This window comes from Mesorhizobium sp. M0189, assembly GCF_040322135.1.
Lineage (GTDB): Bacteria > Pseudomonadota > Alphaproteobacteria > Rhizobiales > Rhizobiaceae > Mesorhizobium.
The window spans coordinates 130,894-157,879 of record NZ_JAMYSW010000014.1 but is presented as its reverse complement, the minus strand read 5'-3'; the positions used below and the strand labels follow the sequence as shown (position 1 = coordinate 157,879).

The following is a 26,986-nucleotide window of genomic DNA, read 5'->3' as shown; positions in this document are numbered from 1 at the left end:
ACGGAAAAGCTTAGAAAAAGCCCTTCCGCTGCCACCAGCCGGCACGCTTCGGCTTGTCCTCGGCCTTTGCTTCCTCGGTCTTTGCCTCGTCGGGGACGATCGAGGAGACGACCGGCACGACCGGAGCATCCACCGGTGCGGGTTTGCGCCGCGACGGCCGGGCTTTCGGCGTTTCCTTGCCAGCCGCCACTTCGGTCTCCTGCCGAACCGGCGCAGCGGTCTCGCCGGAAGCCACCGCCGCGGCTTCGGCGGCCGATGTCTCGGCGCCCGCAATCTCGGCAACTGCTTCCGCCGCGGCCTTCTTCGGCTTGGCGGCGCGGCGCGGCTTCTTCGGCTTTTCGGCGCTCGGCGTGTCGTCGTTCGCCGGAGCACGCACCGCAAGCTCTTCGGCCGGCGGCGCGCCTTCCGGCTCGGCGGTCACGGGCTCTGCTTCCAATACGGCACCTTCTGTCATGCCGGCCGGCTCGCCGGCGCTGGCTTCGACGCCGTCCTCACCGTCTTCACGGCGATTGCGCTTGCCGCCGCGCTTGCCGCGCCGGCGCTTCTTGCCGTGACCGTCGTCCGCCGCTTCCGCAGTTTCGGCAACACCGGCCGGCGCTTCACGTTCCGCTTCCGCGCCTTGCTCGGCGGCGGCTACGAGGGCATCGTCGGTCGGCGCCGAAACGGAAGCACCTTCCCCGGCAGCGGCCTGTTCACGATCCCCGTGTTCACGATCCCCGTGTTCGCGATCCCCGTGTTCGCGATCCTTGCCGCCGCGCCGTCTGCGGCGCTTGCGGCGCTTGCGATCGCGGCCTTCGCCGTCCTCGCCGGACCTTGGCTGCTGCGGCTGCTGGGCAGGGCGTGGCTGCTCAGCCTGCACCGGTGCCTCCTCTTCCTCCTCGATGACGATCTCGTCCTCGGGTTCTTCCGGCTCGACATAGGCCGGGAACGTGCGGGCCTCGACAAAGCCTTCCGGCTTTTCGGCCAGCGCGCCGCGGAAGATGGCATAGTGTTGTGCACCGACCGTGTCATCGGCTTCGATGGTGATGGTCACGCCGAAGCGGTGCTCGAATTCCACCAGCGTGCCGCGCTTGTGATTGAGCACATAGAGCGCGGTCGCTGCCGGCGTCCGCACCGTGATGTGGCTGCGCGAATCCTTGAGCAGGAATTCCTCGATTGCCCGCACCACCATCAGCGCAACCGACGAATCGGAGCGCACATGGCCGGTGCCGCCGCAATGCGGGCAAGGCTTCATCGTCGATTCCAGCACGCTGGCACGGATGCGCTGGCGCGACATCTCCATCAGCCCGAAATGCGAGATGCGGCCGACCTGAATGCGGGCGCGGTCGTTCTTGAGGTGATCCTTCAGCCGCTTCTCGACGGAGCGGTTGTTGCGGTTCTCCTCCATGTCGATGAAGTCGATGACGATGAGGCCGGCGAGATCGCGCAGCCTCAATTGCCGGGCGACTTCCTCGGCGGCTTCCAGATTGGTGTGAAGCGCGGTGTCCTCGATCGAGTGCTCCTTGGTGGAACGGCCCGAATTGACGTCGATGGCGACCAGCGCTTCCGTCTGGTTGATGATGATGTAGCCGCCGCTCTTCAGCGTCACCTGCGGCTGCAGCATGCGGTCGAGCTGCGCTTCGATGCCGTTGCGCACAAAGATCGGCGTCGTGTCGCGGAACGGCTGTACCACCTTGGCGTGGCTCGGCATCAGCATGCGCATGAAATCCTTGGCCTCGCGGTAGCCTTCTTCGCCGGAAACCAGGATCTCGTCGATATCCTTGTTGTAGAGGTCGCGCACCGACCGCTTGATCAGGCTGCCTTCCTCATAAACCAGGGCAGGGGCCGTGGATTGAAGCGTCAGATTGCGGACATTTTCCCAAAGCCGCATCAAATATTCGTAGTCGCGCTTGATCTCTGCCTTGGTGCGGCTTTCGCCGGCCGTACGCAGGATGACGCCCATGCCTTGCGGCACTTCGAGATCGGCGACCACTTCCTTCAGCCGCTTGCGGTCCTGCGCATTGGTGATCTTGCGCGAAATGCCGCCGCCGCGCGCCGTGTTCGGCATCAGCACCGAATAGCGGCCGGCCAGCGACAGGTAGGTGGTCAGCGCTGCACCCTTGTTGCCGCGCTCTTCCTTGACGACCTGCACCAGCAGGATCTGCCGGCGCTTGATCACTTCCTGGATCTTGTACTGGCGGCGCACCGGCTTGCGGCGGTTGCGCACTTCTTCTAGCGCGTCTTCGGCGCCGACCGATTCGACCTCGTGATCGTCCGAATGCGAGGATTGCACCTCCTCCAGCATGCCGCGATCATTGTCTTCGGACGTCGCTTCGCCGCTCGTCTCGGCCCCGCCTGTCTCGACCTCCCTTGTCTCTACTTGCGGGACGGCTTCCGAGATTACGTCGGCGTCGACGCTGGCAGCGATGGAACTGGATCCGCCTTCGGACGGCTCGGTCTCGCCGCTATCGGCGACTTCATCACTCTGTCCGGCGGCATCCTCGCTCTGTCCGACAGTATCGGACATGGTGTCGCCGCCGTCGGCAGCGGCATCCAGGTTCTCTGCGACGGCATCTTCGCCGCTCTCGCCATTCTCACCGTCGGACGCGCCTGCCTCGCGCCTGTGCTCGCCGCGGTCGCGGCTCTTGCCGCCACGCCGGCGTCCGCGCTTGCCGCGGTCGCGGCTCTGGCGGTCGTCGCCCTCGGCGGCTTCCTCGTCCTCTTCGTCCTGGGCTTCCTGTGCTTCCGCACGCAGCAGCGCCTGACGGTCGGCGACCGGAATCTGGTAATAGTCGGGGTGTATTTCACTGAAGGCGAGGAAACCGTGACGGTTGCCGCCATATTCGACGAAGGCTGCCTGGAGGGAAGGTTCGACGCGCGTTACGCGGGCGAGATAGATGTTTCCTTTGAGCTGCTTCTTGTCCTGGGATTCAAAGTCGAATTCTTCAATACGGTTACCGCGAACGACGACAACGCGTGTTTCCTCCGGGTGGGAGGCGTCTATCAGCATTTTGTTGGGCATTATTTCGTTTCCCCCCGGCAGCCGTCGGCCGCAGCTTGCGGGGCAATGCCCGCTGCCGTGGACCTGGAACATGGGTGCCGGACAATTGAACGTCCGCCGGCCGCTGCCTGAGCGCCATGGCGGTGCCGCCCGCAGCCGTAGTGGCGCGGTTTGTTGCGGACCTTTCCATGATTGCGCTTGAAGCCATCGTAACCAGCAGAACCTTTTGAACCAAAGCCCGGGAAAAACCGGACCAGCTTGTTTGCTCATACAGAGCCGGCACGGGACAATCCCGGCCGTTTTGCTCACGCAGGCGATTCCCCCGCCACGGGAGCACGCCTGCGAAAATCGTCGCGATCACCGATGCCTTCTTCGCCTGAAGCGAAAGGAGCCGTCTTGCGTCTGACCTGTAGCAGGAAGCTGCGGAGGAGGACGGTTCCAGGATTGCAGTGATCCACCATCGCTTTTATGATTTGGCGGGTTGGAAGGCAACCCCGATTCCCGACGCCGGCAAAAAGCCGTTCCGCAACGGAAGCCCAGGTTCCAAGCCTTCCATGAAAAGGCTTGGTTAACCTTCTCTGGATACCAATCGTTAATCGAGTTCGCGGCCTGCCGGCACTTTGACAAGCAATAGGGCACTTTGACGAACGATCGGGCATGACGCCAAACAGGAGCGACTGGTAGAAAGATGGGACTGGCAGGCTTCGCAGACAAGGGCCGTCATCATGGAGGCTGGTTGTTCCGCACCGCCTGCCTGCTGCCGCTGATCCTGGCTTGCCTAGTCTTTCCGCCACTTTCGCGTGCTGCCGACGTACCGATCGGCGCCACAAGCTACAAGATGGCCGGCGATGCCACCAAGATGCGCATCGTCATCAATTTCGACCGCGATCCCGACATCAAATGGTTCCTGCTGCGCGGCCCCAATCGTCTGGTCATCGATCTGCCGGCCACGAGATTCGCCCTAAATGCCAAGGATGTGAAGCCGCGCGGCCTTGTCCGCGCCGTGCGTTACGGCGGACTCGGCGAGGGAAAATCGCGGCTGATTCTCACCGGCAAGGGACCGTTCGCCGTCGACAATCTCGACGTGCTGAAGAACGATGACGGCAGTGGCTACCGCATCGCCATCGACATGTCGGCGGCGTCGCAGCGGGAATTCGATGCAGCGCTCGCCAATCAGGCGCTGACCACCGGCTCGACAGTCTCTGCCGACAAGGCTGGCAGGGTCGGTACCGGGCCGGTCTCCAATCCGGGCCATCGTTTCACCGTCGTCGTCGATCCCGGCCACGGCGGCATCGACGGTGGTGCCGAGGGCCTGAACGGCACTGTCGAGAAGAACGTGACGCTCGCCTTTGCCATGGAACTGCGCGACAAGCTCACCGCCAGCGGCAAATATGACGTGTTCCTGACGCGCGAAACGGACGAGTTCCTGCGGCTCGACGATCGCGTGCGCATTGCTCGCCAGCATGAGGCCGACCTGCTCATCTCGATCCATGCCGACACGATCAGCCTCAAGGGCATTCGCGGCGCAACCGTCTACACCGTGTCCGACAAGGCTTCCGATCCCGAGGCACAGGCGCTTGCCGACCGTGAAAATCTTTCCGACCAGTTCGCCGGCATGGAGATCAAGGACGACAGCAAGGAAGTGACCGATATCCTGATCGACCTGATCCGCCGCGAGACGCATAATTTTTCGATGAGCTTCGCGCACACTCTTGTCGGCCAGCTTTCCACCAGCGTCGGCCTGATCAACAACCCGCAGCGTTCTGCCGGCTTCAAGGTGCTGAAGGCGCCGGACGTTCCGTCCGTGCTGGTCGAACTCGGCTATCTGTCGAACGCCAAGGACGAAGCGCAGTTGCTCAGCGCCGATTGGCGCAACAAGGCGACCCAAAGCATAACCAACGCCGTTGCACTGTTTGCTTCGGCCAAGAGCGGAACGGGGGCCGGAGGCTGAAATGCCCGCCGGCGCCCACAACCTGAGGCAGCGTTGCACGGCGACAACACCCTGTGCTTTTATTTCCGGCATTCGAAACCGAAATTCCACGCTGCCGTATTTTGCCCACATGGTCGCGACATGGCTTTTGCGATTACGGGTTGGGATCGTCCCGAAAGCTTGCGCGAAGGGCGGCTTCGTTTAGGAAATTCCCGAACCAAGGACTGGAGCGGGTATGATTCGTCTCATTGGCTATTTCTTCGGCATCGGCACGACGCTGGCCCTTTTGGTCGCGGCGGGCGTGGCGATCTATATCGGCCATTTGTCGAAGGACCTGCCCGATTACGAGGTGCTGGCCAAATACGAGCCGCCGGTGACGACCCGCATCCACGCGTCGGATGGCGCGCTGATGGCCGAATATGCGCGTGAGCGGCGGCTTTATCTGCCGATTCAGGCGATCCCGGATCGAGTCAAGGCGGCCTTCCTGTCGGCCGAGGACAAGAACTTTTACAATCATCCCGGCATCGACGTGACCGGCCTTGGCCGCGCCATTGTCGTCAACCTGCAGAATCTTGGCTCGGGAAAGCGCCAGGTCGGCGCCTCGACCATCACCCAGCAGGTGGCGAAGAACTTCCTGTTGTCTTCAGACCAGACCTACGAGCGCAAGATCAAGGAGATGATCCTCGCCTTCCGCATCGAGCAGGCCTATTCGAAGGATCGCATTCTCGAGCTCTATCTCAACGAGATTTTCTTCGGTTTCGGTGCCTATGGCGTCGCCGGTGCTGCGCTCACCTATTTCGACAAATCAGTGAACGAGCTCACCGTGGCCGAGGCTGCCTATCTTGCCTCTCTGCCGAAGGGGCCGAACAACTATCATCCCTTCAAGCATGCCGATCGCGCCTTGGAGCGCCGCAACTGGGTCATCGACCAGATGGTCGAGAACGGTTACGTCACCCATGAAGAAGGCGAGAAGGCCAAGGCCGAGCCGCTCGGCGTCACGCCGCGCCGCACCGGCAACTATCTCTTCGCCGGGGAATATTTCACCGAGGAAGTGCGTCGCCAGATCATCGCGCGCTACGGCGAGAATGCGCTCTACGAGGGCGGCCTTTCCGTCCGTACCACGCTCGATCCGAAGATGCAGTTGATTGCCCGCAAGGCCATGCAGAACGGTCTCATGAAGTTCGATACGCTGCGCGGCTACCGCGGGCCGGTCACGAGCATCGATGTTTCCGGCGACTGGGGCGTGCCGCTGGGCAACGTCAAGCGACTGGAGGACGTGCCGGAATGGTCGCTTGCCGTCGTGCTCGATAGCTCGGCCACCGGCCTGTCCATCGGCCTGCAGCCGACGCGCCAGATCTCCGGCGAAATCGTCAAGGACCGCCTCGAAGGCACCGTCAGCAAGGAAGACATGAGCTTCGCCATGCGCCACGTGGTCGACGGCAAAACCGTCAAGGCGAAGTCGCCGGCCGACGTGCTGAAGCCGGGCGACGTGATTTTCGTGCAGAGGAACGACGGCTCGGACAACAGCTACAGCTTGCGCCAGGTTCCCGAAGTGGAAGGCGGCCTGATCGCCATGGATCCGCATACCGGACGCGTCCTGGCCATGGTCGGCGGTTTCTCCTATGCGCAGTCGGAGTTCAACCGGGCGACGCAGGCCATGCGCCAGCCGGGGTCGTCGTTCAAGCCGATCGTCTATTCGGCCGCCCTCGACAATGGCTATACGCCCGCCTCTGTGATCATGGACGGGCCGATCACCATCCAGAGCGGCAACACGACCTGGACGCCCAAGAATTACGACGGAACGGTGGCCGGTCCGGCGACCTTGCGCTCCGGCATCGAGAAATCGCGCAATCTGATGACGGTGCGGCTTGCCAACGACATGGGCATGAAACTGGTCGTGGAGTATGCCGAGCGTTTCGGCGTCTACGACCATCTCGCGCCGTATCTGCCGATGGCGCTGGGTTCCGGCGAGACGACGGTGATGCGCATGGTATCGGCCTATTCGATCATGGCCAATGGCGGCAAGTCGATCAAGCCGTCGCTGATCGACCGCATCCAGGACCGCTACGGCAAGACCGTCTTTAGGCAGGACGAACGCGGCTGCTCAAACTGCAACGCCGCAGAATGGCAGAACCAGCCAGAGCCGGAGTTGGTCGACAATTCCGAGCAGGTGCTCGATCCGATGACCGCCTACCAGATCACATCGATGATGGAGGGCGTCGTTCAACGCGGTACCGGCGCCACCATCAACGAACTCGGCCGTCACATCGCCGGCAAGACCGGAACGACCAATGACGAAAAGGACGCCTGGTTCATCGGCTATACGCCGAACCTCGTTGTCGGCCTTTATATGGGCTACGATCAGCCGAAAGGTCTTGGCAAGGGCGCGACCGGCGGCGGCCTTGCTGCGCCGATCTTCAAGGATTTCATGCGCGTAGCGCTGGACGGCACGCCCAATGTCGACTTCAAGGTTCCCGAAGGCATGAAGCTGATTGCGATCAATCGCAAGACCGGCATGCGGGCCAACGAGGGTGACGCCGGAACCATCATCGAAGCCTTCAAGCCGGGTACCGGTCCCGCCGACAGCTATTGGGTGATCGGCATGGGTGCGGACGGCTCCAACGCCACCGGCGGGGCGCTGTCGCCGCAGGCCAACCAGGCTATCCAGTCGGGCGGCGGCGGGCTCTACTGACAATCGTTACATCCGGTCGGGCCGGCTTGACGATCATGGTCGAGCCGGCCCATCCCGATTTACAGGGGCCGGTGCTTTACAGGGGACATTGCCGTCCCTATGTATCGCGCCACCAAACCGCCATTCAGCAACAGGACAGAACAGCCAGCCATGCGCGCGGAAACGCAAAATATTGTCGACGAGATCAGGCAGGCGATCACCCTGCTGAGGAGGCATCTTTGACTGGGACCAGGCCATAAAGCGGCTTGAGTACCTGAATGTCCGCGCCGAGGATCCGAGCCTCTGGAACGAGCCGTTGGAAGCGCAAAAGCTGATGCGCGAGCGTCAGGGCCTCGAGGAAGGCATTGCCGCGGTCAAAGGCCTCACCCAGGCTCTGGAAGACAATATCGGCCTGATCGAGCTTGGCGAGGAAGAGGGCGACGAGGGCGTCGTCGCGGAGGCCGAGGCGGCGATCCGCTCGATGCGCGGCGAGGCCAAGGCGCGCCAGATCGAAACGCTGCTGTCGGGCGAGGCGGACGCCAACGATAGCTATCTGGAAGTCCATGCCGGCGCCGGCGGCACCGAAAGCCAGGACTGGGCCTCGATGCTTCTGCGCATGTATACGCGCTGGGCCGAGCGCCGCCGCTTCAAGGTCGAGGTGCTGGAAGTGCATGACGGCGAAGAGGCCGGCATCAAGTCAGCCACGCTGCTGATCAAGGGCCACAACGCCTATGGCTGGCTGAAGACGGAATCCGGCGTGCATCGTCTCGTGCGTATTTCGCCCTATGACAGCAATGCGCGCCGCCACACCTCCTTCGCCAGCGTCTGGGTCTATCCCGTCATCGACGATACGATCGACATCGACGTTTCCGAATCTGACGTCCGTATCGACACGTATCGTTCTTCGGGATCGGGCGGCCAGCATGTCAACACCACCGATTCGGCGGTCCGCATCACCCATCTCGCCACCGGCATCGCGGTTGCCTGCCAGGCGGAGCGCTCCCAGCACAAGAACAAGGCCAAGGCCTGGGAAATGCTGCGCTCGCGGCTTTACGAGGAAGAGCTGAAGAAACGCGAAGCGGTGGCGAACGCCACCGAAGCGTCGAAGAGCGATATTGGCTGGGGCCACCAGATACGGTCCTACGTGCTGCAGCCCTATCAGCTGGTGAAAGATCTGCGCACCGGCGTCGAGAGCACCAGCCCGTCGAGCGTGCTCGACGGCGACCTCGACGATTTCATGGAGGCCTCGCTGTCGCAGCGCATCGAGGGTGGCGCCGGAGAAACGGTGGCCGACATCGACTGAAGGCGGGCACCAACCCGGCAATTTCAATCCATCACGCGAGAGTTACGGCCACGGCGCGAGAGTGACGAGTTCTCAGCTTGAACTTACCTGTCGTTCTACAACTTTGTTTTTCATCAGAATTTCCAAAATCGATTTCCGCTTTTGACGCGAATGCTTCGAGCCTGCCGGTGCCGAGCCCGGAACCACTGCGAGCCGAATTCCGTTATTGGCAACCCTCGCTGCCGGGGGTGATCGTACCAGTCTCGTCAACCCGGCCGGCAGGCTGGTTCCGGCCGCAGAGGTCGGCGTTCGGTTTGCGACAGCAATTCCTTGCGCCGACCAAGGAATCAGCCCAGCATCCAAGCGCTGGGGAGGAAAAAAGCATTTATGGCCGGGCGCGGCGTATCTGCGACCTGACGATCCGGCCACTGGGAAGACACGTTCCGGGAACGGGCAAGCGAGATGCTTGACAACCGTTGATAGGAACTGCGCCCATGCCTGCTCTTACAACCAGACCGGCCCATGCCGTTCACACGGCGCGCCGATTTCTGAATTCCCTTGTCGCGGCAGTGGTTTTGATAGCTGCCGCGATGCCATTCGCGGCGCCTGCTCTGGCGCATGATGCCAAGCCGACCGCGGCGATGCCGCAAGGCTGGAGCTATCCGTTCTCCTGCTGCTCGGGCTATGACTGCCGCGAGGTTGCGCCGATATCTATCGGCGAGCGCCCCGAAGGCTATGTCATCAAGGGGACAGGCGAAGTCGTGGCCTATAGCGACAAGCGCATCAAGAATTCGCCCGACGGCGCATATCACTGGTGCTCGGTCGCCGGCGCCAATGACGGAAAGACCATCTGTCTGTTCGTGCCGCCATCGTCCTATTGATGCATGTCGCCCCCAAAGGCTTGCCCTTGGGCTTGACCCGAGGGTGTGCAGGGTTTTTGGGATCGACACGCCCTCGATTGGGTTACAACACTTTTGAAACTGCGCATTGCAGACGACAGATCTGCTGACGGAGAGTTGTCAGGAGCGTTTCTTTATGGTGCCTTGCCGTAGGGGCGGCGGGCATTGTGAGGGACTAATCCATGACCATCAAGGCAAGCTGCCACTGCAAGGCGACCACGTTCGAGGTTTCGCAAGCGCCGCAGACGGTGACGCGATGCACCTGTTCCTTCTGTTCGAAACGCGGGTCGTTGTGGGCCTATTACACGCCATCGCAATTCAGACTTACCAGCCCGCCGGAGAATGTTTCGTTCTACCGATGGGGATCGAAAACCATAAAACACGGTTTTTGCGCCACCTGCGGCTGCGGCACCTTCACCGAAACGCCGGACTGGTCGACGGGCGAGCCGAATTTCGACAATCCGAAGATCAGCGTGAATTCGCGGCTGTTCGACCATTTCGATCTCGACAAGGTCGAAGTGGTGGTCATCGACGGCAAGAACCTCTGGTAGACGGTCGAATTGCGGTGGTCGCGCGAGCCGCTGGCAGCCGGGTGGAATGAGCCGGGGAAAGCCGCCGCAGCGGCTTTTGCTGGTCCGCTTTTCGCCGCATTTCATGTTACAAGTCGCTGGAAGGGCTGATGCGGTGCGCCATTGCGCGGCCGTGGTATGGAGAGGGACCACCATATGAAAAAGATTGTGCTCGCCGTCGTGGCGACGGCTGTGCTCGTGAGCGCATGCACCACCGATCCCTACACCGGGGAGCAGAAGGTTTCCAACACCGCTGCCGGCGCCGGTCTGGGAGCGTTGGCTGGTGCCGGGCTCGGCATGCTTGCCGGCGGCAACGACCGCCGCAACGCGCTGATCGGCGCGGGCATCGGTGCGCTTGCCGGCGGCGCCATCGGCGCCACCATGGACCAGAACGAGGCCGAACTGCGCCGGCAGCTTGAGGGCACCGGCGTCAGCGTCACCCGCACCGGCGACCAGATCATCCTCAACATGCCGTCCGACATCACTTTCAACGTCGACCAGGATGCGGTGAAGGCTGGGTTCTATCCGGTGCTGAATTCGGTTGCCCTTGTGCTGAAAAAGTTCCGGCAGACCACCGTCGACGTGTTCGGCCACACCGACTCGACCGGCGGCGACGAGCACAATTTCGACCTGTCGCAGCGCCGCGCTTTGGCGGTCGCCAACTATCTGTCCGGGCAGGGCGTCGATTCCCGCCGCTTCGCCGTCACCGGCTTCGGCAAGACGCGTCCGATCGCCTCCAACGCGACCGCTGCCGGCCGGGCTCAGAACCGCCGCGTCGAGATCCAGCTGTCGCCGCTCACCTGAGGCAAGCGCATGAACCGAGAGCGGCCCCGTCCGGGGCCGCTCTAATGGTTATGCCGGACCGCCGGCCGCCGGCGCGCTGCGTTTGTGATATCAGGACCGGGCCGGCTGATCGACAATCGCGGCAACGATCCGGCGCACGATCGGAAGCACAATCAGCAGGCTGGGAAACGCAACAAGCCATGAAGCGCCCCATGCATAGCTCCAGGCCGCAATAAACCCGTCCGTCCAGCCTGCGCCGATTGCCGTCGAAACCGCCGAGACAATCGAGGACATCAGAATCGAAAGAACCAACGGCATCACCACCGCGCCGTAGGAGGGCGGCAGCTTTCTCAATTTGAAGGCTCGGTCCGGTGATGCTTGCATCGAAATCTCCTAATCAGAAAGTGTGCGTAAGCGTTATTGTGAGGACGATCAGGCGGCACGTGCCACCGGCAGCGCCAATTCCCGAATGAAGCTTCGCAGCGAACGCGGCTCGCGGCCAAGCGCGGCGCGCAACGCCAGGCTGTTCCCGCCGAGGCCGTATTTGGCGTAGTGGCTGTGTACTTTGGCCAGCATCTGCAACTGCCGGTCGGTATAGGGAAGGCGGGCTTTCGCCGCCCAGTCCTGAAATGTCGGCTCGCCGGCTGAAACCGGCCGGCCAAGCGCTTCGCTCATCATGGCAACGACCTCTTCGCGGCTGTGCATACCGTCGGCGCACAGCTCGAGGGTCGCATAGGACAAACGCGTTTCGGTCAGTGCGATCGCTGCCACTTCAGCCACGTCGCGATAGTCGACGCGGGCCAGCTTCGCCGTCTTTGGAAACGGCTCGGCGAAAACGCCATGCTCGACGACGGACGGCCAGGCCGCCGCGATATTTTGCATGAAATTGGCCGGGTGCAGAATGGTGTATTCCATGTTCGTCGAATAGAGGGCAGCTTCGACCGGTACCTTGCTTGCATGGTTTTCCAGCCTCGTATTGGTGGGCTGGATCACAGATGAGAAGACGAATTTCCGAACGCCTGCTCGCGCCGCTGCCTCAACCATGGCAACCCCCATGGCAGCTTCGTCGGGAGCAAAGGCCGGTCCGATGTGGAAGACACCGTCGACACCTTCGACGGCCTGTTCAACGCTTTGATGGTTGCGCAGATCCCCGATCGCGATCTCGGTTGCGCCGGCTTTCCGGGCTTTTTCGGCAGCCGCGGCGTCACGAACAAGCGCTCTAACCCTGGCATTGCGGCGGGCGAGTTCAGGCACCACCAAACCGGCAACGCGGCCTGCGGCGCCTACGACCAGGACGGTTGGACTGGGTGTTCGCATGACGATCTCCTTCCCTCGAGTCTGCCTTTCGGCCTGTGCAGGGAAGATAAAATCTAGCGAACTGCGTTACAATTGATCGATGTGGCGATAGTTTATCCCGATTTTCGGGAGAAATACGCGATGAGCCGGATAGATGATTTCGAAGCCTTCATTGCCATTGTCGAGCATGGCAGCCTAACGGCTGCCGCACGCCGGCTGAATCGCTCACTGCAGTCGGTCAGTCGGTCTTTGACGACATTGGAGGAATCCATCGGGGTCGAGCTTCTGCACAGGACGACGCGCCGCTCGACGCCGAGCGAAGCCGGTGCGGCCTTTTTCCAACGCATCAAGCCCGCCATCGAGGAAATAAACGAAGCCAGGCTTCAGGCGGCCAACCGACGATCCGAGCCGTCCGGCATCCTGCGTGTGAGTGCCCCGGTTCTGTTCGGCCCGGATTTCCTGATGCCGGTCATCGCCGACTATATGCGGACATATCCCCAGGTTGAGGTTGACCTCCAGCTTTCCGATGAATTTGTCGATCTGGATGCCGTGGGTCTCGATCTGGCGGTCCGGATCGGCGATTTGCCGGATTCCAGTCTCCGGGCGAAGCGGCTGGGGGCGCTGCGGCGCGTCGTGTTCGGCGCACCTGCCTACTTTCGACAACACGGCCGACCGGCCCATCCGCTCGAATTGCGTGAGCATGAATGCATCGTACGAACCGTTGACGGCCGCCCGGGCGAATGGATGTTTCAGATTGAAGGCAAGCCCCGGCCGGTGAAGGTCGCGGGCACCTTCCGGTCGAATTTGATGATATCGATCTATGCAGCCGCGGTTCACGGATTGGGTTTGGGCTACTCCCCGCTTTGGCAGGTAAAACACCTGGTGGACGATGGCCGCCTGGAGCTGGTTCTGACCGAATTCGAGCCGGTGCCGGTGCCGATACATGCCGTGTGGCCGGAAGGCAGGTCGTCCTCGGCCAAAGTACGCGCTTTTCTGGACCTGTTGGCATCTCGCCTGGAACTCAGGAACCTTTAGGGCCAAACCAAACTGAGCGCCGATCTTACCTCATCGATATCAAGTTCGTGATCAGAACTGCCTTGACGGCGTCGGGTGCTGGTTGATGGACCTCCAAATGACCGATGTCGTTCAGCTGATCGATCGTCAAATCTGCCAGTGCCCTGCGTCTTGCGGCGGTCCGCCGCCATCCCGTGAAGGCAGCGATCATCATTGCTGCGCTTTTCAGGCTAGACCCAAGCAAGCGTTTGGACATGCTGCGGGCGGCGCGAGTTTCCGTGTGAGCCATTGTTTTGGTCTCCCATTTCGAGTTTGCGGATGGGAGCGTGCCACGCAGGTGTTTTCGGGCTGTTCGGCTGTGTGTGAACAATTGGGAGGAGTCCGACGATCCGCCGTTAAATCGGTGTTAAATCGATCCACCGAGATGCTATTCTGTCGCCGCGGTCAAAGTCTGGAGACGATTTGTGCGCATCCGGTTGCTTGGTGGCCTGGAGGTTACTTCCCCGGAGCGCCGGCCCGTCCGGTTCGCCACACGCAAGACTTCGCTTCTTTTTGCTGCTCTGGTTCTCGCAGGCCGCCGCGGCCATCGTCGCGAGCAGCTTTCCGAAGCCTTTTGGCCGGGGCGAAGCAATGGGCAGGCCCGCAATAGTTTGCGTCAGGCGCTGGTCGACATCAGGCGCACGTTCCCCGCCAACTCGGATGCCACCGTCTACATCGATGGGGATCAGGAAACCGTCGCGCTTATTGCCGGTCCGGATGAGGCGGACATCTCGATCTTCGACCGGAAGCTGGAGGAGGGCCGGACCACTGATCTCGACTTCGCCGCCGATCTGTACCGCGGTGAGCTGCTTGCCGGGCAAGCCATTCCTGACGAACTGGACGAGTGGTTTAGACCTTATCTGAGCAAGTATCAGCGCAAAGCGCTGCAGTTGGTCGATCGGCTGAGCCTGGCGCTGCCCGCACCCGGCTCAGCGGAAGAGACGGCCTGCGAAGGGCTCGCGGAGAGATTGCTCGCCCCGGATCCGACGGCGGAGGCGGCCCATCGGGCGCTGATCCGCATCCACGCTCATCGAGGTCACGAAAACGCCGCCTTACGCCAGTTCGAGCTGTGTCGGGCAGCTTTGAAAAAACATCTGGATGCAGAGCCTGAGGAGCAGACAAGCTCGCTGGCGGCTTCTCTGCAGTCCCGTGAACGACCTGAACGTCCGCGGCCGGAGCCAAGCTCCGGCGTCGCATCACTGGCGCAGGTTCTGGCGGCCCCGACGAGGCGCGACGACCACCCATCGATAGCGGTGCTGCCGTTTCAGAATCTAAGCGGTGATATGGAGCAGGAATATTTTGCCGACGGTATGGTGGAAGACATTGTCACGGCCTTGGCTCACTTTCGTCATCTGTTCGTAGTCGCACGGAATTCGAGCTTCACCTACAGGGGACGGTCCGTAGACATAGAGCAGGTCGGGCGTGAGCTGGGCGTGCGCTATGTGGTCGAGGGAAGTGTTCGCCGGGCTGGCGACCGCCTGCGCATCGCCGGGCAGCTCATCGACACCTCGACAGGGGCCTATCTCTGGGCCGACCGTTTTGACGGAGCGCTCGCCGAAGTCTTCGATCTGCAGGACCAGGTCGCCTCGAGCATTGTCGGCGCAATCACACCGAAAATGGAGGAGGCTGAGATCGAGCGTGCCAAACGCAAACCGACTGAAAGCCTCGACGCCTATGACTACTATCTCCGCGGGCTGGCGGCCTTTGACCGGACGATCACTAGTAGGTCGGCCATTGACGATGCCTTGCGCCTCTTCATGAAGGCGATCGACGGTGACCCGGAGTTTGCCGCAGCCTATGCGCGGGCGGCGCGGTGCTATGCTACCCGAAAAAGCAACGGCTGGATGGTCGACCGCGCGAAAGAGAATGCCGAGGCTACTCGACTGGCCAGGAGAGCGGTCGAACTCGGAAGGGACGATGCGATTGCGCTTTCCTTCGGTGGATACGTGCTCGGCTACGTAGGTGGCGACCTTGACGACAGTGCGGCTTGCATCGATCGCGCGCTCGTTCTCAACCCGAATCTAGCGGCCGCGTGGGGCCTAAGCAGCTGGGTCAGGGCTTGCTTTGGCGAGCCAGGCAAGGCCGTCGAGCACGCCGCGCTTGCCATGCGCCTAAGCCCATTGGATCCACGCCTGTTCGCTTGGCAATTCAACACCGGGCTCGCTCATTTTTGTGCCGGCCACTACGATGACGCCGCCACTTGGGCGGGAAAGTCGCTGCGGTACCAACCGAACTACGTGAGCGCGATGCGTGTAGTGGCGGCGAGTCATGCCCTTGCGGGGCGCCTGTCGCAAGCGCAGCAGATGATGGCCCGGGTCTGCGAGCTCGATCCCTCGCTGCGGCTTTCGAATCTTGCCGAGGTGCTGCCGCCGTTTTATCGACCGGACGATCGCAGCAGGTACATCGAAGGCCTTCGCAAGGCGGGCCTGCCGGACTAACGCCATCTCAGCGTGAGGCGAGGCCGTCTTATGCCGGCTTCGTGCTTCGCGCGTCGGCGGGACGCGCGAGCGCTGTGGTATCAGACCTTGGCGACGATCCGCATGAAGGCCGGCATGTCGTCGCCGAAGCCCACGGTCGCGTCATTGTCTTCCTGGCGCTGACGGGCAGGGCGCTCGCGCTGTGGCCTGGTATCGCCGCGTTCCGGCGCGCGCCGCTCGCTGCGATCGGGCGAAGCCTTCCGTTCAGGTGAAGCTTGGCGCTCGCTGTTTTCCGAGCGGATCGCCTCTTTGCGGGTACGCCGCTCGCCGATGTCGGCGACCGCGGCTTCGGCCACGACCGGCTGTTCCTCGCTCACCGCTTCCGGCGCCGTTTCCTCGCCACGTTTGGCGTGGCGTTCACGCGGCTTGCGCTCGCCCCTGTCCTTGGCGTCGTCCTTGCGCCCGGCGCGGCGTGGCGCACCACGGCCACGGCGGGGGGCCTCATCCTCGCCGCCTTCGCTGACGACGACCGTCGACAGGTCGCCGTCATGCCACTCGATCTTGGTGCCGATCAGCCGTTCGATGGCGTCGATGTATTTGGTGTCCGATTTGGTCGCGATGGTGAAGGATTTGCCGGAGCGTCCGGCGCGGCCGGTACGGCCGATGCGGTGGACATAATCCTCGGCGTGGATCGGCACGTCGTAGTTGAAGACATGGCTGACGTCGGGAATGTCGAGGCCGCGCGCCGCGACGTCCGAAGCAACGAGATAGCGCAGCTTGCCGTCACGGAAATTGGCCAGCATCTGCATGCGCGCGCGCTGGTCCATGTCGCCGTGCAGGGCGCCGGCGTCGAAATCATATTTCAGCAGCGAGCGGAACAGCTCCGACACCTCGACCTTGCGGTTGCAGAAGATGATGGCGTTCTTCAGCTCGGCATCCTCGGCCTTCATCAGATTGCGCAGCGTCTCGCGCTTGTCCCAAGGCTTTGGCCCGGATTTCACCAGCCGCTGGATGATGTTGGTGGCGGCCGATGCAGCCTTCGACACTTCGACGCGCACCGGCGCGTGCAGGAACTTCTCGGTGAGCTTGGTGATCTCCGGCGGCATCGTCGCTGAGAAGAACAGCGTCTGCCTGGTGAACGGGATCATCTCGCAGATGCGCTCGATGTCGGGGATGAAGCCCATGTCGAGCATGCGGTCGGCCTCGTCGATGACGAGGATCTCGACGCCATTGAGCAGGAGCTTGCCGCGCTCGCGATGGTCGAGCAGGCGGCCGGGAGTCGCGATCAGCACGTCGGCGCCGCGCTCGAGCTTCTTGTCCTGCTCGTCGAAGGACACGCCGCCGATCAGCAGCGCGATGTTGAGCTTGTGGTTCTTGCCGTATTTGACGAAGTTTTCCTCGACCTGCGCGGCTAGCTCGCGCGTCGGCTCGAGGATCAGCGTACGCGGCATGCGGGCGCGGGCGCGGCCCTTTTCCAGCCGGGTGAGCATCGGCAGGACGAAGGACGCCGTCTTGCCGGTGCCGGTCTGGGCAATGCCCAGCACGTCCTTGCCGAGCAAGGCGTGCGGGATAGCACCAGCCTGGATCGGCGTCGGCTCGGTGTAGCCGGCATCGGTAACTGCGGAAAGGACCTTCGGCGACAGGCCGAGGTCTGCGAAGGTCAACGCTTCTTGAGCGATCTGGGTGTCTGAGGACAAGTTTGGCTGTCTTTGGCTGGTTCGGGGGCGCAACATAGGCAGTCGCGGCAAGCGCCGCGCGCCTGCAAGATTGGTATTGCAGGTAGGCGCAAGCCTACGATTTGTCAACACAAACGGGCGGCATTGGCGCGATTGTGAAGTCGTAACCTTAATCGCGATGCTTAATTTGCGCAGTGGCTGCTGCGCCGGCTCAGTAGCGGAACTGTTCGGCGAGAATGCGCTCGTTCCACGAATGGTTGGGATCGAACAGCAGCGTCGCCGTCGCCGTCGGCGATTCCCTCACCGTGACCGTCGTCACCGCCTTGACCTCGGTGTGGTCGGCGGCGGCATTCACCGGCCGCTTTTCCGGCTCCAGAATGTCGAAACGCACGATCGCCTTGTTGGACAGCAGCGCGCCGCGCCAGCGGCGCGGACGAAACGGGCTGACCGGGGTCAGTGCCAGCAGCGGAGCGTCGAGCGGCAGGATCGGCCCGTGCGCCGACAGATTATACGCGGTCGAGCCGGCCGGCGTCGCAATCATCACGCCGTCGCAGTGCAATTCCTCCAGCCGCTCTTGCCCATCCACGGTGATGCGGATCTTGGCCGTCTGGTAGGATTGGCGCCAGAGCGCGACCTCGTTGATCGCCAGCGCCGAAATCGTCTCACCCTCCGCCGTCACCGCCTGCATCTCCAGCGGACGGATCGTTTCGGCGACCGCAGCCGCGATGCGCCCGGTCAAGCCGCTGGCGCGGTATTCGTTCATCAGGAAACCGATGGTGCCACGGTTCATGCCGTAGACCCTCTTTCCCGTGCTCATCGTCTCGCGCAGGGTCTGTAGCAGAAAGCCGTCGCCACCGAGCGCCACGACGATTCCGGCATCCTCGACGGATGCCTGGCCGTAGCGTGCCGAAAGGCTTTCCAGCGCTGCATTGGCGTCGGCTGTACCGGATGAGACGAAGGCGAAACGGCTGGCGGTTTTGCTCATGGCTCTCAACGACAACCGATTGGCAACGACCGATTGGTGGCGACCGGTTGCGGGGTCGCGCCAGCGCCGGGTTAGCATGGGCGGGCATTTCTGCAAAGGGAGGGAGGTGTCTTGAGATGGCGGCCAAACAGGCGCGCTCGCGCATCATGTCGTGGGACAAAATGATGTGATGGTTAAGACCTGCCTTAAACTCTCGTAAAGCCGTATCGATCATGTTAGCCGGCAGTGGATGGGCGGCGTGGGGCTAACCAGTCGAGGCCGATCTATTGCCGCTGGCACGCTTGATTATCGTCTTCCTGATGCTGGCAAGTTTTGCCCTGGCTTTCGCGGAACTGGTGCGTCAGTCGGAGGAAAAGAGTTTTAGACCCGAGCCCACGGCCTCACGCTGCGGCGACGCGGCGGGCACACCCTGCCCGCAAAGGGCGCTTTGACGCTACAACGCTAGTCCCTATCGGGCGAGCAGATGGCAGCCGGCCTGGCGCTTCTGCGCGAGATACTCGTCGACAAGCTGGCGATAGCGGATTTTGCCGAAGCTCGGGAAATGGCCGCCATGCACGACCGAGACATCGAGATCGCGCATGCGCAGCAGCGTTTCGACATAGTCGTCGATATCGGAGTGATAGACATCGTCGATCAGCGGGCCGTCATAGATGATGTCGCCGGAAAACAGGATGCCCGTCCTGTTTTCGTAGAGCGCAATGCCGCCGGGTGAATGGCCGGGCGTATGGATGACCTCGAAGGTACGGTCGCCAAGATCGACGATGTCGCCTTGTTCGAGCAACCGGCCGGCTGGTGCGGGTAGGATCCGGTAGCGATTCGTGTCCCAGCCTTGCGGCATGCCGTCGAACATCTCCTCGGTGGCATAGCGGTCGGCAACCGTCCATTCGTTGCGCGGGTCGGCGAGGATCTCGGCCTCGGCCGGGTGCACGCAGCGGTCGGGAAATTCGTGATGGCAGCCGATATGGTCGAAATGCGTGTGGCTGGCCACGCAGGTGAGCTTGCGTTCCGTGACCAGCGGTACGTGGCGGCGCAGGCTGAAATGGCCGAGGCCGGTGTCGAACAGCAGGTCGCGGTCGCGGCCCCGCACATGCCAGATGTTGCAGCGGAAGAACGGCTTGATCCACGGCTCGTGGATCAGCGTCACGCCATCGCCCATGCGGATGCTCTCGTACCAGTTAGGAGCGTCGATAATTGGAAGCGTGTTCATGTTCAGTCCGCAAGCAGGATGATGTCGCCAGCATCGCACGATACGGCGACCACGTCGCCGGGCTGGACGGCCGATGCGGCGGGAACCTTGGCGATGAAGTGCAGCGCCGGGTCGGTCGTGGAGGTCCCCAGCACACGCTTGAAGCTACCCTGGAAGACGACGTCGCTGACCTTGATCATGCCAAGCGCTACAGCGCCGCCGATCGCACCGAGGACAAGATGCTCCGGCCGGATAGCCAGCGCAACCGTCGAGCCGGCCGGCAATGTGCCGGCCAGGGAGAGCGACCCAAGCTTCGTGGTGACGGTGATTTTGCCGCTCTTCGCCTCCGTCACCGTTCCCGATAACAGCGTGCTTTCGCCCATGAAGGTCGCGGAAAAGCGCGTCGCCGGCCGTGCATAGACGCGCTCCGGCGGTCCTTCATCCTCGATGCGCCCGTCATTCATCACCACGCAATGGTCGGCCAGCGCCATCGCCTCTTCCTGGTCGTGGGTGACGTGGATGAAGGCGGTGCCGACACGCTTCTGGATCGCCTTCAACTCGTCCTGCATCTGCCGGCGCAATTTGAGGTCGAGCGCACCGAGCGGCTCGTCGAGCAGGAGCACCGCCGGCTCGACCACCAGGGCGCGCGCCAGTGCCACGCGCTGCCGCTGCCCGCCGGAAAGCTGGTGCGGCTTCTTGTCGAAGGCGGTGGCCAGCCCAACCAGCGCCAGCGCCTCGCGCGCTCTCGCTGCCCGGGTTGCGCCATCGACGCCCTGCATGCGCAGGCCGAAGCCGACATTGCTGCCGACGCTCATATGCGGGAACAGCGCATAATCCTGGAACACGGTCGTGGTCGGCCGCTTCGCCGGTGGCACGGCAGTGCAGTCCTCGCCGCGGATCAGCACCTTGCCTTCGCTCGGCGTGACGAAGCCGCCGAGGATGGACAAAAGCGTCGTCTTGCCGGAGCCGGACGGCCCAAGCAGGATCGTGTAGCTGCCCGGCTCGATCGTCAGCGAGACGTTCTTCAGCACCGTGTGCTGGCCGAAGCGATGCGAGACAGAGCTTATATCGACCAGTGGCGCGGTCATGCCGGCTTCCTCCGCAACAGCATCAGCTCGAACAATACCACCAGCACGATGGAGACGGCGAAGACCAGCGAGCCGACGGCGTTGGTCTTGGGATTGAGACCGGAGCGCAGCAGGTTCCAGATCTCGACCGGCAGCGTCGTGTCGAAGCGCGTCAACAGGAACGAGATGACGAATTCGTCCCAGGAGAAGGTCATCGACAGGAAGAAGCCGGCGAAGATCGCCGGTGCCATCACTGGCACGGTGATCAGCAGCAGCACCTTCCATTCGGGCGCGCCGAGGTCGCGCGCCGCGCGCTCGATATTGATCTGGTGGTCGCCCATCTGGCTGTAGACGATGGCGAAGCAGAGCGGCAGGTTGATCACGACATGGCCGATGCCGGCGGCAGTGAGCGACTTCGGCATGCCGGCCCAATTGAACAGTACCAGCAGCCCCATGCCGATGATGAGATAGCTGACGGTCAGTGGCAGCGTGATCAGCCCACGCATCAGGCCCGAGCCCGGCAAGGCGAAGCGTGCAAAACCCCAGGCTGAGAGAAAGCCGAGCGTGACGGCGACAGCCGAAGAGAGGACGGCCACCAGCAGCGAGTTGACCAGCGCCGAGGTGAGCCGCGTATCGGCGAGCACGGCCTCGTACCAGCGCAGCGACGGCCCGGTGAAGGGCGGGATCGGAAACGACGTCGCCTGCAGCGAAAACAGCACCAGAACGACGACCGGCAAGAAGATGAAGCCATAGATGGCGATGGCGTAAAGGCCGGAGACGAGGCGGATGAGAGCGCGCATGGTCAGGCCCGCTCGATCTTCAACCAACGGGCGCAGGCGAGATAGGCGATGGTGACGACCGCCATCAAGATGATCGACAGCGCCGAGGCGAGCGGAAAATCGCCGCGCCGGCCGATCTGCATCATGACGAGCTGCGGCATCAACAGCTCATTGTTGCCGCCGAGGATCTGCGGTGTGATGTAGTCGCCGATGCACAGCACAAAGGTGAGGAAGGCGCCGACCATGATGCCAGGCAGCGTCAGCGGCAGAACGACATGCAGGAATGTCCGGATCGGCCCGGCGCCGAGGTCGGCTGCGGCCTTGCGGTAGCTGGGGCTGAGCTGCTTCAGATTGGCGAAGATCGTCAGCGTCAACAGCATGACGAAGAAATGCACGAAGCCGGTGACGGTCGCTAGCCGCGTATTGGCAAGCTGCAGCGGATCGCTGAACAGCCCGGAGCCGGTCAGCGCGCGGTTGACGACGCCGTTCTGCGCCAGCACCAGCAGCCACGAATAGGAACGCACGACATAGGAGGTCCAGAACGGCAGCACCGCCAGCATCAGCGCCAGCCGCTGCCAGCGCTCCGGCACCTGCTCGGCCAGGATCCAGGCGAAGGGATAGGCAAGCAGCACCGAGATCACGGTGACGATGGCCGTGACCTGCAGCGAGTTCACCATCGCCTGCCAGTAAGATGGATTGGCAAAGAACTGGCTGTAGTTGGACAGCGTGAAGCCGCCGCCTTCATGCGCCGTCAGGCTGGATACCGCCATGGCGACGAAGGGCAGCACGAAGAACAGCAACGTCCAGCCGAGCGCCGGCGTGACCAGCGCCCAGGGCAGGGCACGCCCGCCCTTGCTGGAAAAGTTCACGACCGGCAGCCGGTCATTGCGCCTGCAGCATTTCGGTCCAGACGTCCTGCATCTTCTTGTCGAGATCGGCGTTCGGCGCCGGATAGGACTGGGCGCGGGCAAGGAACTCCGGCTGCTCGTCGAAGCGCAGGATCTTCTTCTGCTCGTCGCTCAGCGCCGCTTTGGTGTTGGCCGGCATGCCCCAATAGCAGGACGAGGTGGCGAGCCGCGCCTGGCCTTCGGGGCTCATAATGTACTGGATGAATTTAAGTGCCAGGTTCTTGTTCTTGGAATCCTTGAACATTGCCAGCGACTGCGACCACAGCACGGCGCCTTCCTTCGGGATCGAGAAGTCGAGCGCCGGGTTTTCCTTGGCCAGCCCCGCCGTCACCCATTCGCCACCTCCGACCAGTATGTCGACCTCGCCGGTCGCCAGCGCTGTCTGGCTGGCGGTCACTTCGCCGACCAGCTTGGCATTGGCCTTCATTTTGAGCAGCTGTTCCTTGATGGCGGGAAGGTCGGCTTCGGTCAGTTCCGCCGTCTTCTTGCCGATCGCCAGTGCGGCCATGCCGATGACCGGCAGGTAATAATCGTAGATGGCGATCTTGCCCTTGTATTTGTCGCCGGTCAGCGCGGCAAGCGACTGCATGTCGGCCGGGTCGACTTTAGTCTTGTTGTAGCCGATCGTGTTGTAGCCGAACTTTTCGGTGATGCCGTAACGCTTGCCGTCGACGACGGTGGAGCTATCCATCTTCACCTGCGGAAACAGGTCGACCAGCGGCAGCTTGTCTTCCGGTAGCGGCTCGAACAGGCCTTTTTCGACGCCGCGCGGTACGTCGATGCTGTCGATCACCATCACGTCCCAGTCGCCGGGCTGTGATTGATCGACGATGGCCAGGCCGGCGCCGGTGCCTTCGAACTCCTTGACATTGACCTTGACGCCGTTGGCCTCCTCGAACGGCTGCAACAGCGCCGGATCGGCGTGATCGCACCAGATCAGCGCGTTCAGGTCCTGCGCCTGAGCGAGGCTGCCAGCCGCCAGCAGCAGTGCTGCCGCGGCGCACGCGCCTTGGAGATGGCTCTTCAGAACGGAAAGCGGGTTCCTGGTAATTGGATTGGGGGTCTTTGGATTGATGGACATCGAGTGTTCTCCCTTGCCTTTTTGGCTTGTGGCAAAAAATTGAACCAATTCTAAAATTGAGTCAATTCTGTTTTTGTGGCAAACAGCCGCTATGAGCGGATTGCGGGCAAGGCAGAAGGCGGATCGGCACCGCCGCATCATCGAGGCGGCAGCGGACCTATTCCGCGATGCCGGTTATGAAGGCGCCAAGATCGAGACCATCGCGGCGCAGGCCGAAGTCTCGGTCGGCACGATCTACAATTACTACCAGAACAAGGGCGACATCCTCGGCGCCATCGTCTCGCTGGAGGTCAACGAGGTGCTCAATGCCGGGCGCGGCGTCGTCGCCAACCCGCCGGCCAATGTCGGCGACGCGCTGGATACGCTGCTCGGCATCTATATCGAACATTCGCTGCATTATCTCAGCAAGGAGATGTGGCGGCAGGCGATGGCGATCTCGACGCAACTGCCGGACAGCCCGTTCGGCCAGGCCTATACCGCGCTCGACCGGGCACTGACCGAGCAGATCCGTGCGCTGATCGCCCGCCTGCAGGCGCTCGGCCTGGTGCGCCGCGACATCGATGGACACGCCTTGGGCGAACTGGTGTTCAACAACATGAACATGATGTTCATCGAGTTCGTGAAGCGCGACGGGGCGAGAATTGCCGAACTGCGCACGGCGATACGCAGGCAGAACAGGATATTGGTGGCGGCGATTGGGGTTTGACTGCAGTCACCCAGCCGAAAGACCTGCCCGAGCGAGGGCTTCGGGCGCCGGCGTGACGTGCCCGTGCGGCTTGCAGTAGACGGGGTCGATCGCGTGATAGCCAAGCAGATGGCCGAGTGGCGCCAGGATCCCCAGCGCCACTCGCTGAATCGCAGGTGGCGGGTGCGTGAAGACGATCACGTCGGCAAATTCCCTGGCGATGACTGCTGCCTGAAGCGGCGAAGGCCTGCCTTTTTTGTCCACCTTGCCGGCATTGGCCAGGCCGAAGAGCATGCCAATCAGCAGCTCGAAACGGTTCGGGTCGATATCATCCGCACCTGGTGCCCGGTCGACTTCGACCAGGACATGCGCTTCTTCGGTTTTGCTGCTGTTCCACCAATCATGTGCGACGCCTGCTTCGATCGCGGCGGATTGGCCAGGCCCCAGAGACAAAGTCTTTCCGGCGATGCAAGCGTCGAGCCGGCCGCCGAGGACGGTAAACCGTTCCGTCAGGTTCGGGTGGAAGTGCTCGCCCACCACTGCGGCTCCCGGCCGAGCGGTCAGATGGGCGATGCCTGGCCCATCTCCGCGGTCTTCCGTGCCACGCAGGATGACAGCATATTCGCCGGTCACCTTGTTCTCGTAGACATCTCCACAGCGTGACATGGATCAGCTCGTGGGTTCATAGCATCAGCGCCGCCAACTATACGGTTGAAGGCATGGTGCTTCAACGACTACAGGCGCCGACGTTCTGTTAACACAGGCGCGACGCCCTACCGAATATGCTTTGGAGGCCGCGCTCGCGGAAACGGCACGACCGTCAGCGGCGCCTTGCGGAATTCTGCGATGGCTATTTCTTCAATCAGCGCGTCGAGGGCCTCGTTGACGCGCCGGCTCGTTTCATCCGCGCCGCAGAGGCGGTTTTGTGCGCACTCCAAAAGCTCGCGCGCCGCGGCGAAATCACTTCGCATGACAACACCCTTTGGTTTTTGGCCCGCCGCACCGACATTGTCGGCGCGCTTAATTGAGCGAGTGCTAATATACACAGGAGCAATTTAATCGAATGGTACGAGATGGCCGAGGCCCCGAGAGCGGGCCGAAATGACGGCTCTGCAACGGCGAAGACACGCCCGGGCTCAGCGTTTCCAGATATGAGATGCTAGCTCGTTGTCTGGCGACAGATTTTGCCAGCAATTTCACGGAAGTTTCTGGTGACCCGACGAGGACGGTCCCGACACGTACGCCCCTAGTACGATCTTGGGCGGCTTAGATATTCTCTGGCGGCGGCAATCTGGCGTCGATGCTCGCGGAGGAAAGCCGCGCCGAAACAAATCGCAAAGGCCAGTACGGAAAGGCTTGTCGTTGCTCTTGATGCTGGATCGGGATCGGGACTTATCAGGAAACGGAAACCAAGCGCGAAGGCGAAGACGATAAGGCCGCCAAACATACCGTTGATGAAGGGGGCGGTCGTGCGTTTCTGCTCCAACGAAGACTCCTAGGTTTTCCGCTAGGGAACTATGGTTTCCGCTAGGGAATATATGCGTTGAAGCTGATGTGCTACCGATCTGACGGCCCCGGCCTGTGGATATCGGGGACGAGCAGATATCAAGCGCCCCCGAGGTCTCAAGAAGCCCGCACTGGTGCCCCCGGACGGAATCGAACCGCCGACCTTCGGTTTACAAAACCGCTGCTCTACCAGCTGAGCTACAAGGGCACGGCGCTCGGGTTAGCATATTTGCTGCGCCAGTAAAGACAAAACTCCGTTTTCGGCTGCCGCGACCGCGCCGGTTCTGCCGCCAGGGCGTCCTGAAAACGGCCAATTCGCTTCCTATATTGACCGAAGGTGCAATCGCATCAGCGAGGCTGTCGCATGATCAGGTTTGTCATCATTCTCCCGCTCGTCGTCGTGGCCTGGGTTCTCCTGGTGAAGCTCGTCAGGGATCTGAAGCGCGCCAATATCGACTGGACCGGCGTCACCACCATCATCGGCTTCATCGCGCTCGCCTTCTGGCTTCGCCATATCACCGGCATGGGCTGAGGTCTGCCGATTGTTCCGGTGAACTGTCGACCGGCGACTGTTCGTGGTCGCGGCCGACGCATCAGGCCGGGCGATTTCTCCCTTCGAGAAAAAATCCAAAAAGATCTTCGAACCTTTTTCCTTGTTGCGACGACTGACGGTCAAGAGGCGGTGGGTCGCCTCTCACAACAAGGAGATCGTCATGTTCAAACGCACCATCGTTTCCGGCCTCGTCGCCACCACCGTCGCCGCCGCCATGCTGGTTGGTACGGTTCAGCCTTCGGCCGCCCATCACAAGCACTACAACAAGCACCTCGGCATCGGCATTGCTGCAGGTGTCGGCGGCTTCCTGCTCGGCAGCGCGCTCGCCCAGCCGCGCACCGTCTATATCGAGGAAGACGGCGGCTCCTGGCATGTCCGGCGCTGCCTCAATCGCTACCAGAGCTACGACCCGTACTCGGACACCTATGTCGGGTACGACGGTTATCGCCATCGCTGCCACCTTTGAGAGCCACTACCGCCCGTTTTGAGAGGAGGTGACCGTTTCAGGCAACCGGAAGAAGGGGCATCCCACCGCCCCTTTTTCTGTATGTCTGAGTTCCTATTCGAATGGTCGACTGCCAATGTCGGCATAGCTCATCATTTTTGAATTGGGCGCCGTCGACGAAACTGCCAATCTCCCCCCTTGCGGGGGAGATGCCCGGCAGGGCAGAGGGGGTGCT

The 26,986-nt window shown here is 62.3% G+C and carries 25 protein-coding genes and 1 tRNA gene; 11 read left to right on the top strand and 15 right to left on the bottom strand.

Going from position 1 to position 26,986, the window contains the following annotated elements; genetic code table 11:
- Positions 1-10: 10 nt before the first annotated feature.
- Entirely contained in the window at positions 11-3,001 is a 2,991-nt protein-coding gene (locus NKJ09_RS23730; protein WP_352496194.1) for an Rne/Rng family ribonuclease, read from the bottom strand.
- A 667-nt stretch (positions 3,002-3,668) separates the two neighbouring features.
- Here NKJ09_RS23730 and NKJ09_RS23725 point away from each other — a divergent pair.
- The 6 genes from NKJ09_RS23725 to NKJ09_RS23700 all read left to right on the top strand — a co-directional run bounded on the left by NKJ09_RS23725 (position 3,669) and on the right by NKJ09_RS23700 (position 11,135).
- Positions 3,669-4,931 carry an N-acetylmuramoyl-L-alanine amidase gene (locus NKJ09_RS23725; RefSeq protein ID WP_023717484.1) on the top strand — a complete coding sequence of 421 codons (1,263 nt, stop codon included), beginning with the start codon at positions 3,669-3,671 and terminating at the stop codon, positions 4,929-4,931.
- A 214-nt stretch (positions 4,932-5,145) separates the two neighbouring features.
- Positions 5,146-7,602 (top strand): penicillin-binding protein 1A, encoded by a 2,457-nt coding sequence (locus tag NKJ09_RS23720; protein ID WP_023717485.1) that lies wholly within the window; start codon positions 5,146-5,148, stop codon positions 7,600-7,602.
- 150 nt (positions 7,603-7,752) lie between these two features.
- Positions 7,753-8,884 (top strand): peptide chain release factor 2 gene (gene prfB, locus NKJ09_RS23715; RefSeq protein ID WP_352496193.1). Its coding sequence is split into 2 segments (ribosomal slippage): positions 7,753-7,818 and positions 7,820-8,884, totalling 1,131 coding nucleotides; the frame shifts between segments, so codons are not numbered across the junction.
- Positions 8,885-9,357: 473 nt separating this feature from the next.
- Entirely contained in the window at positions 9,358-9,744 is a 387-nt protein-coding gene (locus NKJ09_RS23710; RefSeq protein WP_023717488.1) for a hypothetical protein, read from the top strand.
- Positions 9,745-9,944: 200 nt separating this feature from the next.
- The gene (locus tag NKJ09_RS23705) at positions 9,945-10,313 is read left to right on the top strand and encodes a GFA family protein (RefSeq protein WP_352496192.1); all 369 of its coding nucleotides are present in this window, start codon (positions 9,945-9,947) and stop codon (positions 10,311-10,313) included.
- Between the two features lie 174 nt (positions 10,314-10,487).
- Positions 10,488-11,135, top strand: coding sequence for a YiaD family glycine zipper/OmpA-like lipoprotein (locus NKJ09_RS23700; protein WP_023717490.1), 648 nt, complete (start codon positions 10,488-10,490; stop codon positions 11,133-11,135).
- Positions 11,136-11,225: 90 nt separating this feature from the next.
- Here the strand turns inward: NKJ09_RS23700 and NKJ09_RS23695 are convergent, their stop codons facing one another.
- Together NKJ09_RS23695 and NKJ09_RS23690 are read right to left on the bottom strand one after the other, a co-directional pair.
- A complete protein-coding gene (locus tag NKJ09_RS23695; protein WP_023717491.1) occupies positions 11,226-11,498 on the bottom strand; it encodes a DUF2798 domain-containing protein in 273 nt (90 codons plus the stop codon).
- 48 nt (positions 11,499-11,546) lie between these two features.
- On the bottom strand, positions 11,547-12,431 hold the full coding sequence (locus tag NKJ09_RS23690) for an NmrA family NAD(P)-binding protein (protein ID WP_352496191.1): 885 nt from the start codon (positions 12,429-12,431) through the stop codon (positions 11,547-11,549).
- Between the two features lie 81 nt (positions 12,432-12,512).
- On the opposite strand from NKJ09_RS23690, the gene NKJ09_RS23685 reads away from it, so the two are divergent.
- Positions 12,513-13,445 (top strand): LysR family transcriptional regulator, encoded by a 933-nt coding sequence (locus NKJ09_RS23685; RefSeq protein WP_352496198.1) that lies wholly within the window; start codon positions 12,513-12,515, stop codon positions 13,443-13,445.
- Between the two features lie 25 nt (positions 13,446-13,470).
- Here the strand turns inward: NKJ09_RS23685 and NKJ09_RS23680 are convergent, their stop codons facing one another.
- The gene (locus NKJ09_RS23680; RefSeq protein WP_352496190.1) at positions 13,471-13,713 is read right to left on the bottom strand and encodes a hypothetical protein; all 243 of its coding nucleotides are present in this window, start codon (positions 13,711-13,713) and stop codon (positions 13,471-13,473) included.
- A 175-nt stretch (positions 13,714-13,888) separates the two neighbouring features.
- Here NKJ09_RS23680 and NKJ09_RS23675 point away from each other — a divergent pair, with 175 nt between their 5' ends.
- Positions 13,889-15,901 (top strand): BTAD domain-containing putative transcriptional regulator, encoded by a 2,013-nt coding sequence (locus NKJ09_RS23675; RefSeq protein ID WP_352496189.1) that lies wholly within the window; start codon positions 13,889-13,891, stop codon positions 15,899-15,901.
- Between the two features lie 80 nt (positions 15,902-15,981).
- Here NKJ09_RS23675 and NKJ09_RS23670 read toward each other — a convergent pair whose 3' ends face one another.
- The 7 genes from NKJ09_RS23670 to NKJ09_RS23640 all read right to left on the bottom strand — a co-directional run bounded on the left by NKJ09_RS23670 (position 15,982) and on the right by NKJ09_RS23640 (position 23,562).
- Entirely contained in the window at positions 15,982-17,577 is a 1,596-nt protein-coding gene (locus NKJ09_RS23670) for a DEAD/DEAH box helicase (protein ID WP_031193535.1), read from the bottom strand.
- A gap of 190 nt (positions 17,578-17,767) precedes the next feature.
- Complete coding sequence (locus NKJ09_RS23665) at positions 17,768-18,541, bottom strand: NAD kinase (RefSeq protein ID WP_352496188.1); 774 nt, start codon at positions 18,539-18,541, stop codon at positions 17,768-17,770.
- A gap of 448 nt (positions 18,542-18,989) precedes the next feature.
- Complete coding sequence (locus NKJ09_RS23660; RefSeq protein WP_352496187.1) at positions 18,990-19,748, bottom strand: MBL fold metallo-hydrolase; 759 nt, start codon at positions 19,746-19,748, stop codon at positions 18,990-18,992.
- A gap of 2 nt (positions 19,749-19,750) precedes the next feature.
- The gene (locus NKJ09_RS23655) at positions 19,751-20,815 is read right to left on the bottom strand and encodes an ABC transporter ATP-binding protein (protein ID WP_352496186.1); all 1,065 of its coding nucleotides are present in this window, start codon (positions 20,813-20,815) and stop codon (positions 19,751-19,753) included.
- Complete coding sequence (locus NKJ09_RS23650; RefSeq protein ID WP_352496185.1) at positions 20,812-21,594, bottom strand: ABC transporter permease; 783 nt, start codon at positions 21,592-21,594, stop codon at positions 20,812-20,814. Before NKJ09_RS23650 ends, NKJ09_RS23655 begins: the two co-directional genes overlap by 4 nt.
- 2 nt (positions 21,595-21,596) lie before the next feature.
- Positions 21,597-22,442, bottom strand: coding sequence for an ABC transporter permease (locus NKJ09_RS23645; RefSeq protein WP_352496184.1), 846 nt, complete (start codon positions 22,440-22,442; stop codon positions 21,597-21,599).
- A 13-nt stretch (positions 22,443-22,455) separates the two neighbouring features.
- Positions 22,456-23,562 (bottom strand): polyamine ABC transporter substrate-binding protein, encoded by a 1,107-nt coding sequence (locus NKJ09_RS23640; protein ID WP_352496183.1) that lies wholly within the window; start codon positions 23,560-23,562, stop codon positions 22,456-22,458.
- Between the two features lie 91 nt (positions 23,563-23,653).
- Here NKJ09_RS23640 and NKJ09_RS23635 point away from each other — a divergent pair, with 91 nt between their 5' ends.
- Positions 23,654-24,268 carry a TetR/AcrR family transcriptional regulator gene (locus tag NKJ09_RS23635; RefSeq protein WP_352515795.1) on the top strand — a complete coding sequence of 205 codons (615 nt, stop codon included), beginning with the start codon at positions 23,654-23,656 and terminating at the stop codon, positions 24,266-24,268.
- 6 nt (positions 24,269-24,274) lie between these two features.
- On the opposite strand, the gene NKJ09_RS23630 is transcribed toward NKJ09_RS23635, so the two are convergent.
- From NKJ09_RS23630 to NKJ09_RS23615, 4 genes are all read right to left on the bottom strand, one after another.
- The gene (locus NKJ09_RS23630) at positions 24,275-24,913 is read right to left on the bottom strand and encodes a cupin domain-containing protein (protein ID WP_352496181.1); all 639 of its coding nucleotides are present in this window, start codon (positions 24,911-24,913) and stop codon (positions 24,275-24,277) included.
- A gap of 107 nt (positions 24,914-25,020) precedes the next feature.
- On the bottom strand, positions 25,021-25,218 hold the full coding sequence (locus NKJ09_RS23625) for a hypothetical protein (RefSeq protein ID WP_352496180.1): 198 nt from the start codon (positions 25,216-25,218) through the stop codon (positions 25,021-25,023).
- Positions 25,219-25,493: 275 nt separating this feature from the next.
- Positions 25,494-25,733 carry a hypothetical protein gene (locus NKJ09_RS23620; protein WP_031193539.1) on the bottom strand — a complete coding sequence of 80 codons (240 nt, stop codon included), beginning with the start codon at positions 25,731-25,733 and terminating at the stop codon, positions 25,494-25,496.
- Between the two features lie 152 nt (positions 25,734-25,885).
- Positions 25,886-25,961, bottom strand: a tRNA-Thr gene (locus NKJ09_RS23615).
- A 156-nt stretch (positions 25,962-26,117) separates the two neighbouring features.
- On the opposite strand from NKJ09_RS23615, the gene NKJ09_RS23610 reads away from it, so the two are divergent.
- Positions 26,118-26,285, top strand: a complete 168-nt coding sequence (locus NKJ09_RS23610; protein ID WP_023717505.1) for a hypothetical protein — start codon at positions 26,118-26,120, stop codon at positions 26,283-26,285.
- Positions 26,286-26,328: 43 nt separating this feature from the next.
- On the top strand, positions 26,329-26,772 hold the full coding sequence (locus NKJ09_RS23605; RefSeq protein WP_245278519.1) for a BA14K family protein: 444 nt from the start codon (positions 26,329-26,331) through the stop codon (positions 26,770-26,772).
- Positions 26,773-26,986 lie beyond the last annotated feature (214 nt).

What these genes read in the sequence shown, in the direction of transcription:
- NKJ09_RS23730 (WP_352496194.1), bottom strand. Translation starts at nt 3,001, where the DNA reads ATGCCCAACAAAATGCTGATAGACGCCTCCCACCCGGAGGAAACACGC.
- NKJ09_RS23725 (WP_023717484.1), top strand. Translation starts at nt 3,669, where the DNA reads ATGGGACTGGCAGGCTTCGCAGACAAGGGCCGTCATCATGGAGGCTGG.
- NKJ09_RS23720 (WP_023717485.1), top strand. Translation starts at nt 5,146, where the DNA reads ATGATTCGTCTCATTGGCTATTTCTTCGGCATCGGCACGACGCTGGCC.
- NKJ09_RS23710 (WP_023717488.1), top strand. Translation starts at nt 9,358, where the DNA reads ATGCCTGCTCTTACAACCAGACCGGCCCATGCCGTTCACACGGCGCGC.
- NKJ09_RS23705 (WP_352496192.1), top strand. Translation starts at nt 9,945, where the DNA reads ATGACCATCAAGGCAAGCTGCCACTGCAAGGCGACCACGTTCGAGGTT.
- NKJ09_RS23700 (WP_023717490.1), top strand. Translation starts at nt 10,488, where the DNA reads ATGAAAAAGATTGTGCTCGCCGTCGTGGCGACGGCTGTGCTCGTGAGC.
- NKJ09_RS23695 (WP_023717491.1), bottom strand. Translation starts at nt 11,498, where the DNA reads ATGCAAGCATCACCGGACCGAGCCTTCAAATTGAGAAAGCTGCCGCCC.
- NKJ09_RS23690 (WP_352496191.1), bottom strand. Translation starts at nt 12,431, where the DNA reads ATGCGAACACCCAGTCCAACCGTCCTGGTCGTAGGCGCCGCAGGCCGC.
- NKJ09_RS23680 (WP_352496190.1), bottom strand. Translation starts at nt 13,713, where the DNA reads ATGGCTCACACGGAAACTCGCGCCGCCCGCAGCATGTCCAAACGCTTG.
- NKJ09_RS23665 (WP_352496188.1), bottom strand. Translation starts at nt 18,541, where the DNA reads ATGAGCAAAACCGCCAGCCGTTTCGCCTTCGTCTCATCCGGTACAGCC.
- NKJ09_RS23660 (WP_352496187.1), bottom strand. Translation starts at nt 19,748, where the DNA reads ATGAACACGCTTCCAATTATCGACGCTCCTAACTGGTACGAGAGCATC.
- NKJ09_RS23655 (WP_352496186.1), bottom strand. Translation starts at nt 20,815, where the DNA reads ATGACCGCGCCACTGGTCGATATAAGCTCTGTCTCGCATCGCTTCGGC.
- NKJ09_RS23650 (WP_352496185.1), bottom strand. Translation starts at nt 21,594, where the DNA reads ATGCGCGCTCTCATCCGCCTCGTCTCCGGCCTTTACGCCATCGCCATC.
- NKJ09_RS23640 (WP_352496183.1), bottom strand. Translation starts at nt 23,562, where the DNA reads ATGTCCATCAATCCAAAGACCCCCAATCCAATTACCAGGAACCCGCTT.
- NKJ09_RS23635 (WP_352515795.1), top strand. Translation starts at nt 23,654, where the DNA reads ATGAGCGGATTGCGGGCAAGGCAGAAGGCGGATCGGCACCGCCGCATC.
- NKJ09_RS23630 (WP_352496181.1), bottom strand. Translation starts at nt 24,913, where the DNA reads ATGTCACGCTGTGGAGATGTCTACGAGAACAAGGTGACCGGCGAATAT.
- NKJ09_RS23625 (WP_352496180.1), bottom strand. Translation starts at nt 25,218, where the DNA reads ATGCGAAGTGATTTCGCCGCGGCGCGCGAGCTTTTGGAGTGCGCACAA.
- NKJ09_RS23610 (WP_023717505.1), top strand. Translation starts at nt 26,118, where the DNA reads ATGATCAGGTTTGTCATCATTCTCCCGCTCGTCGTCGTGGCCTGGGTT.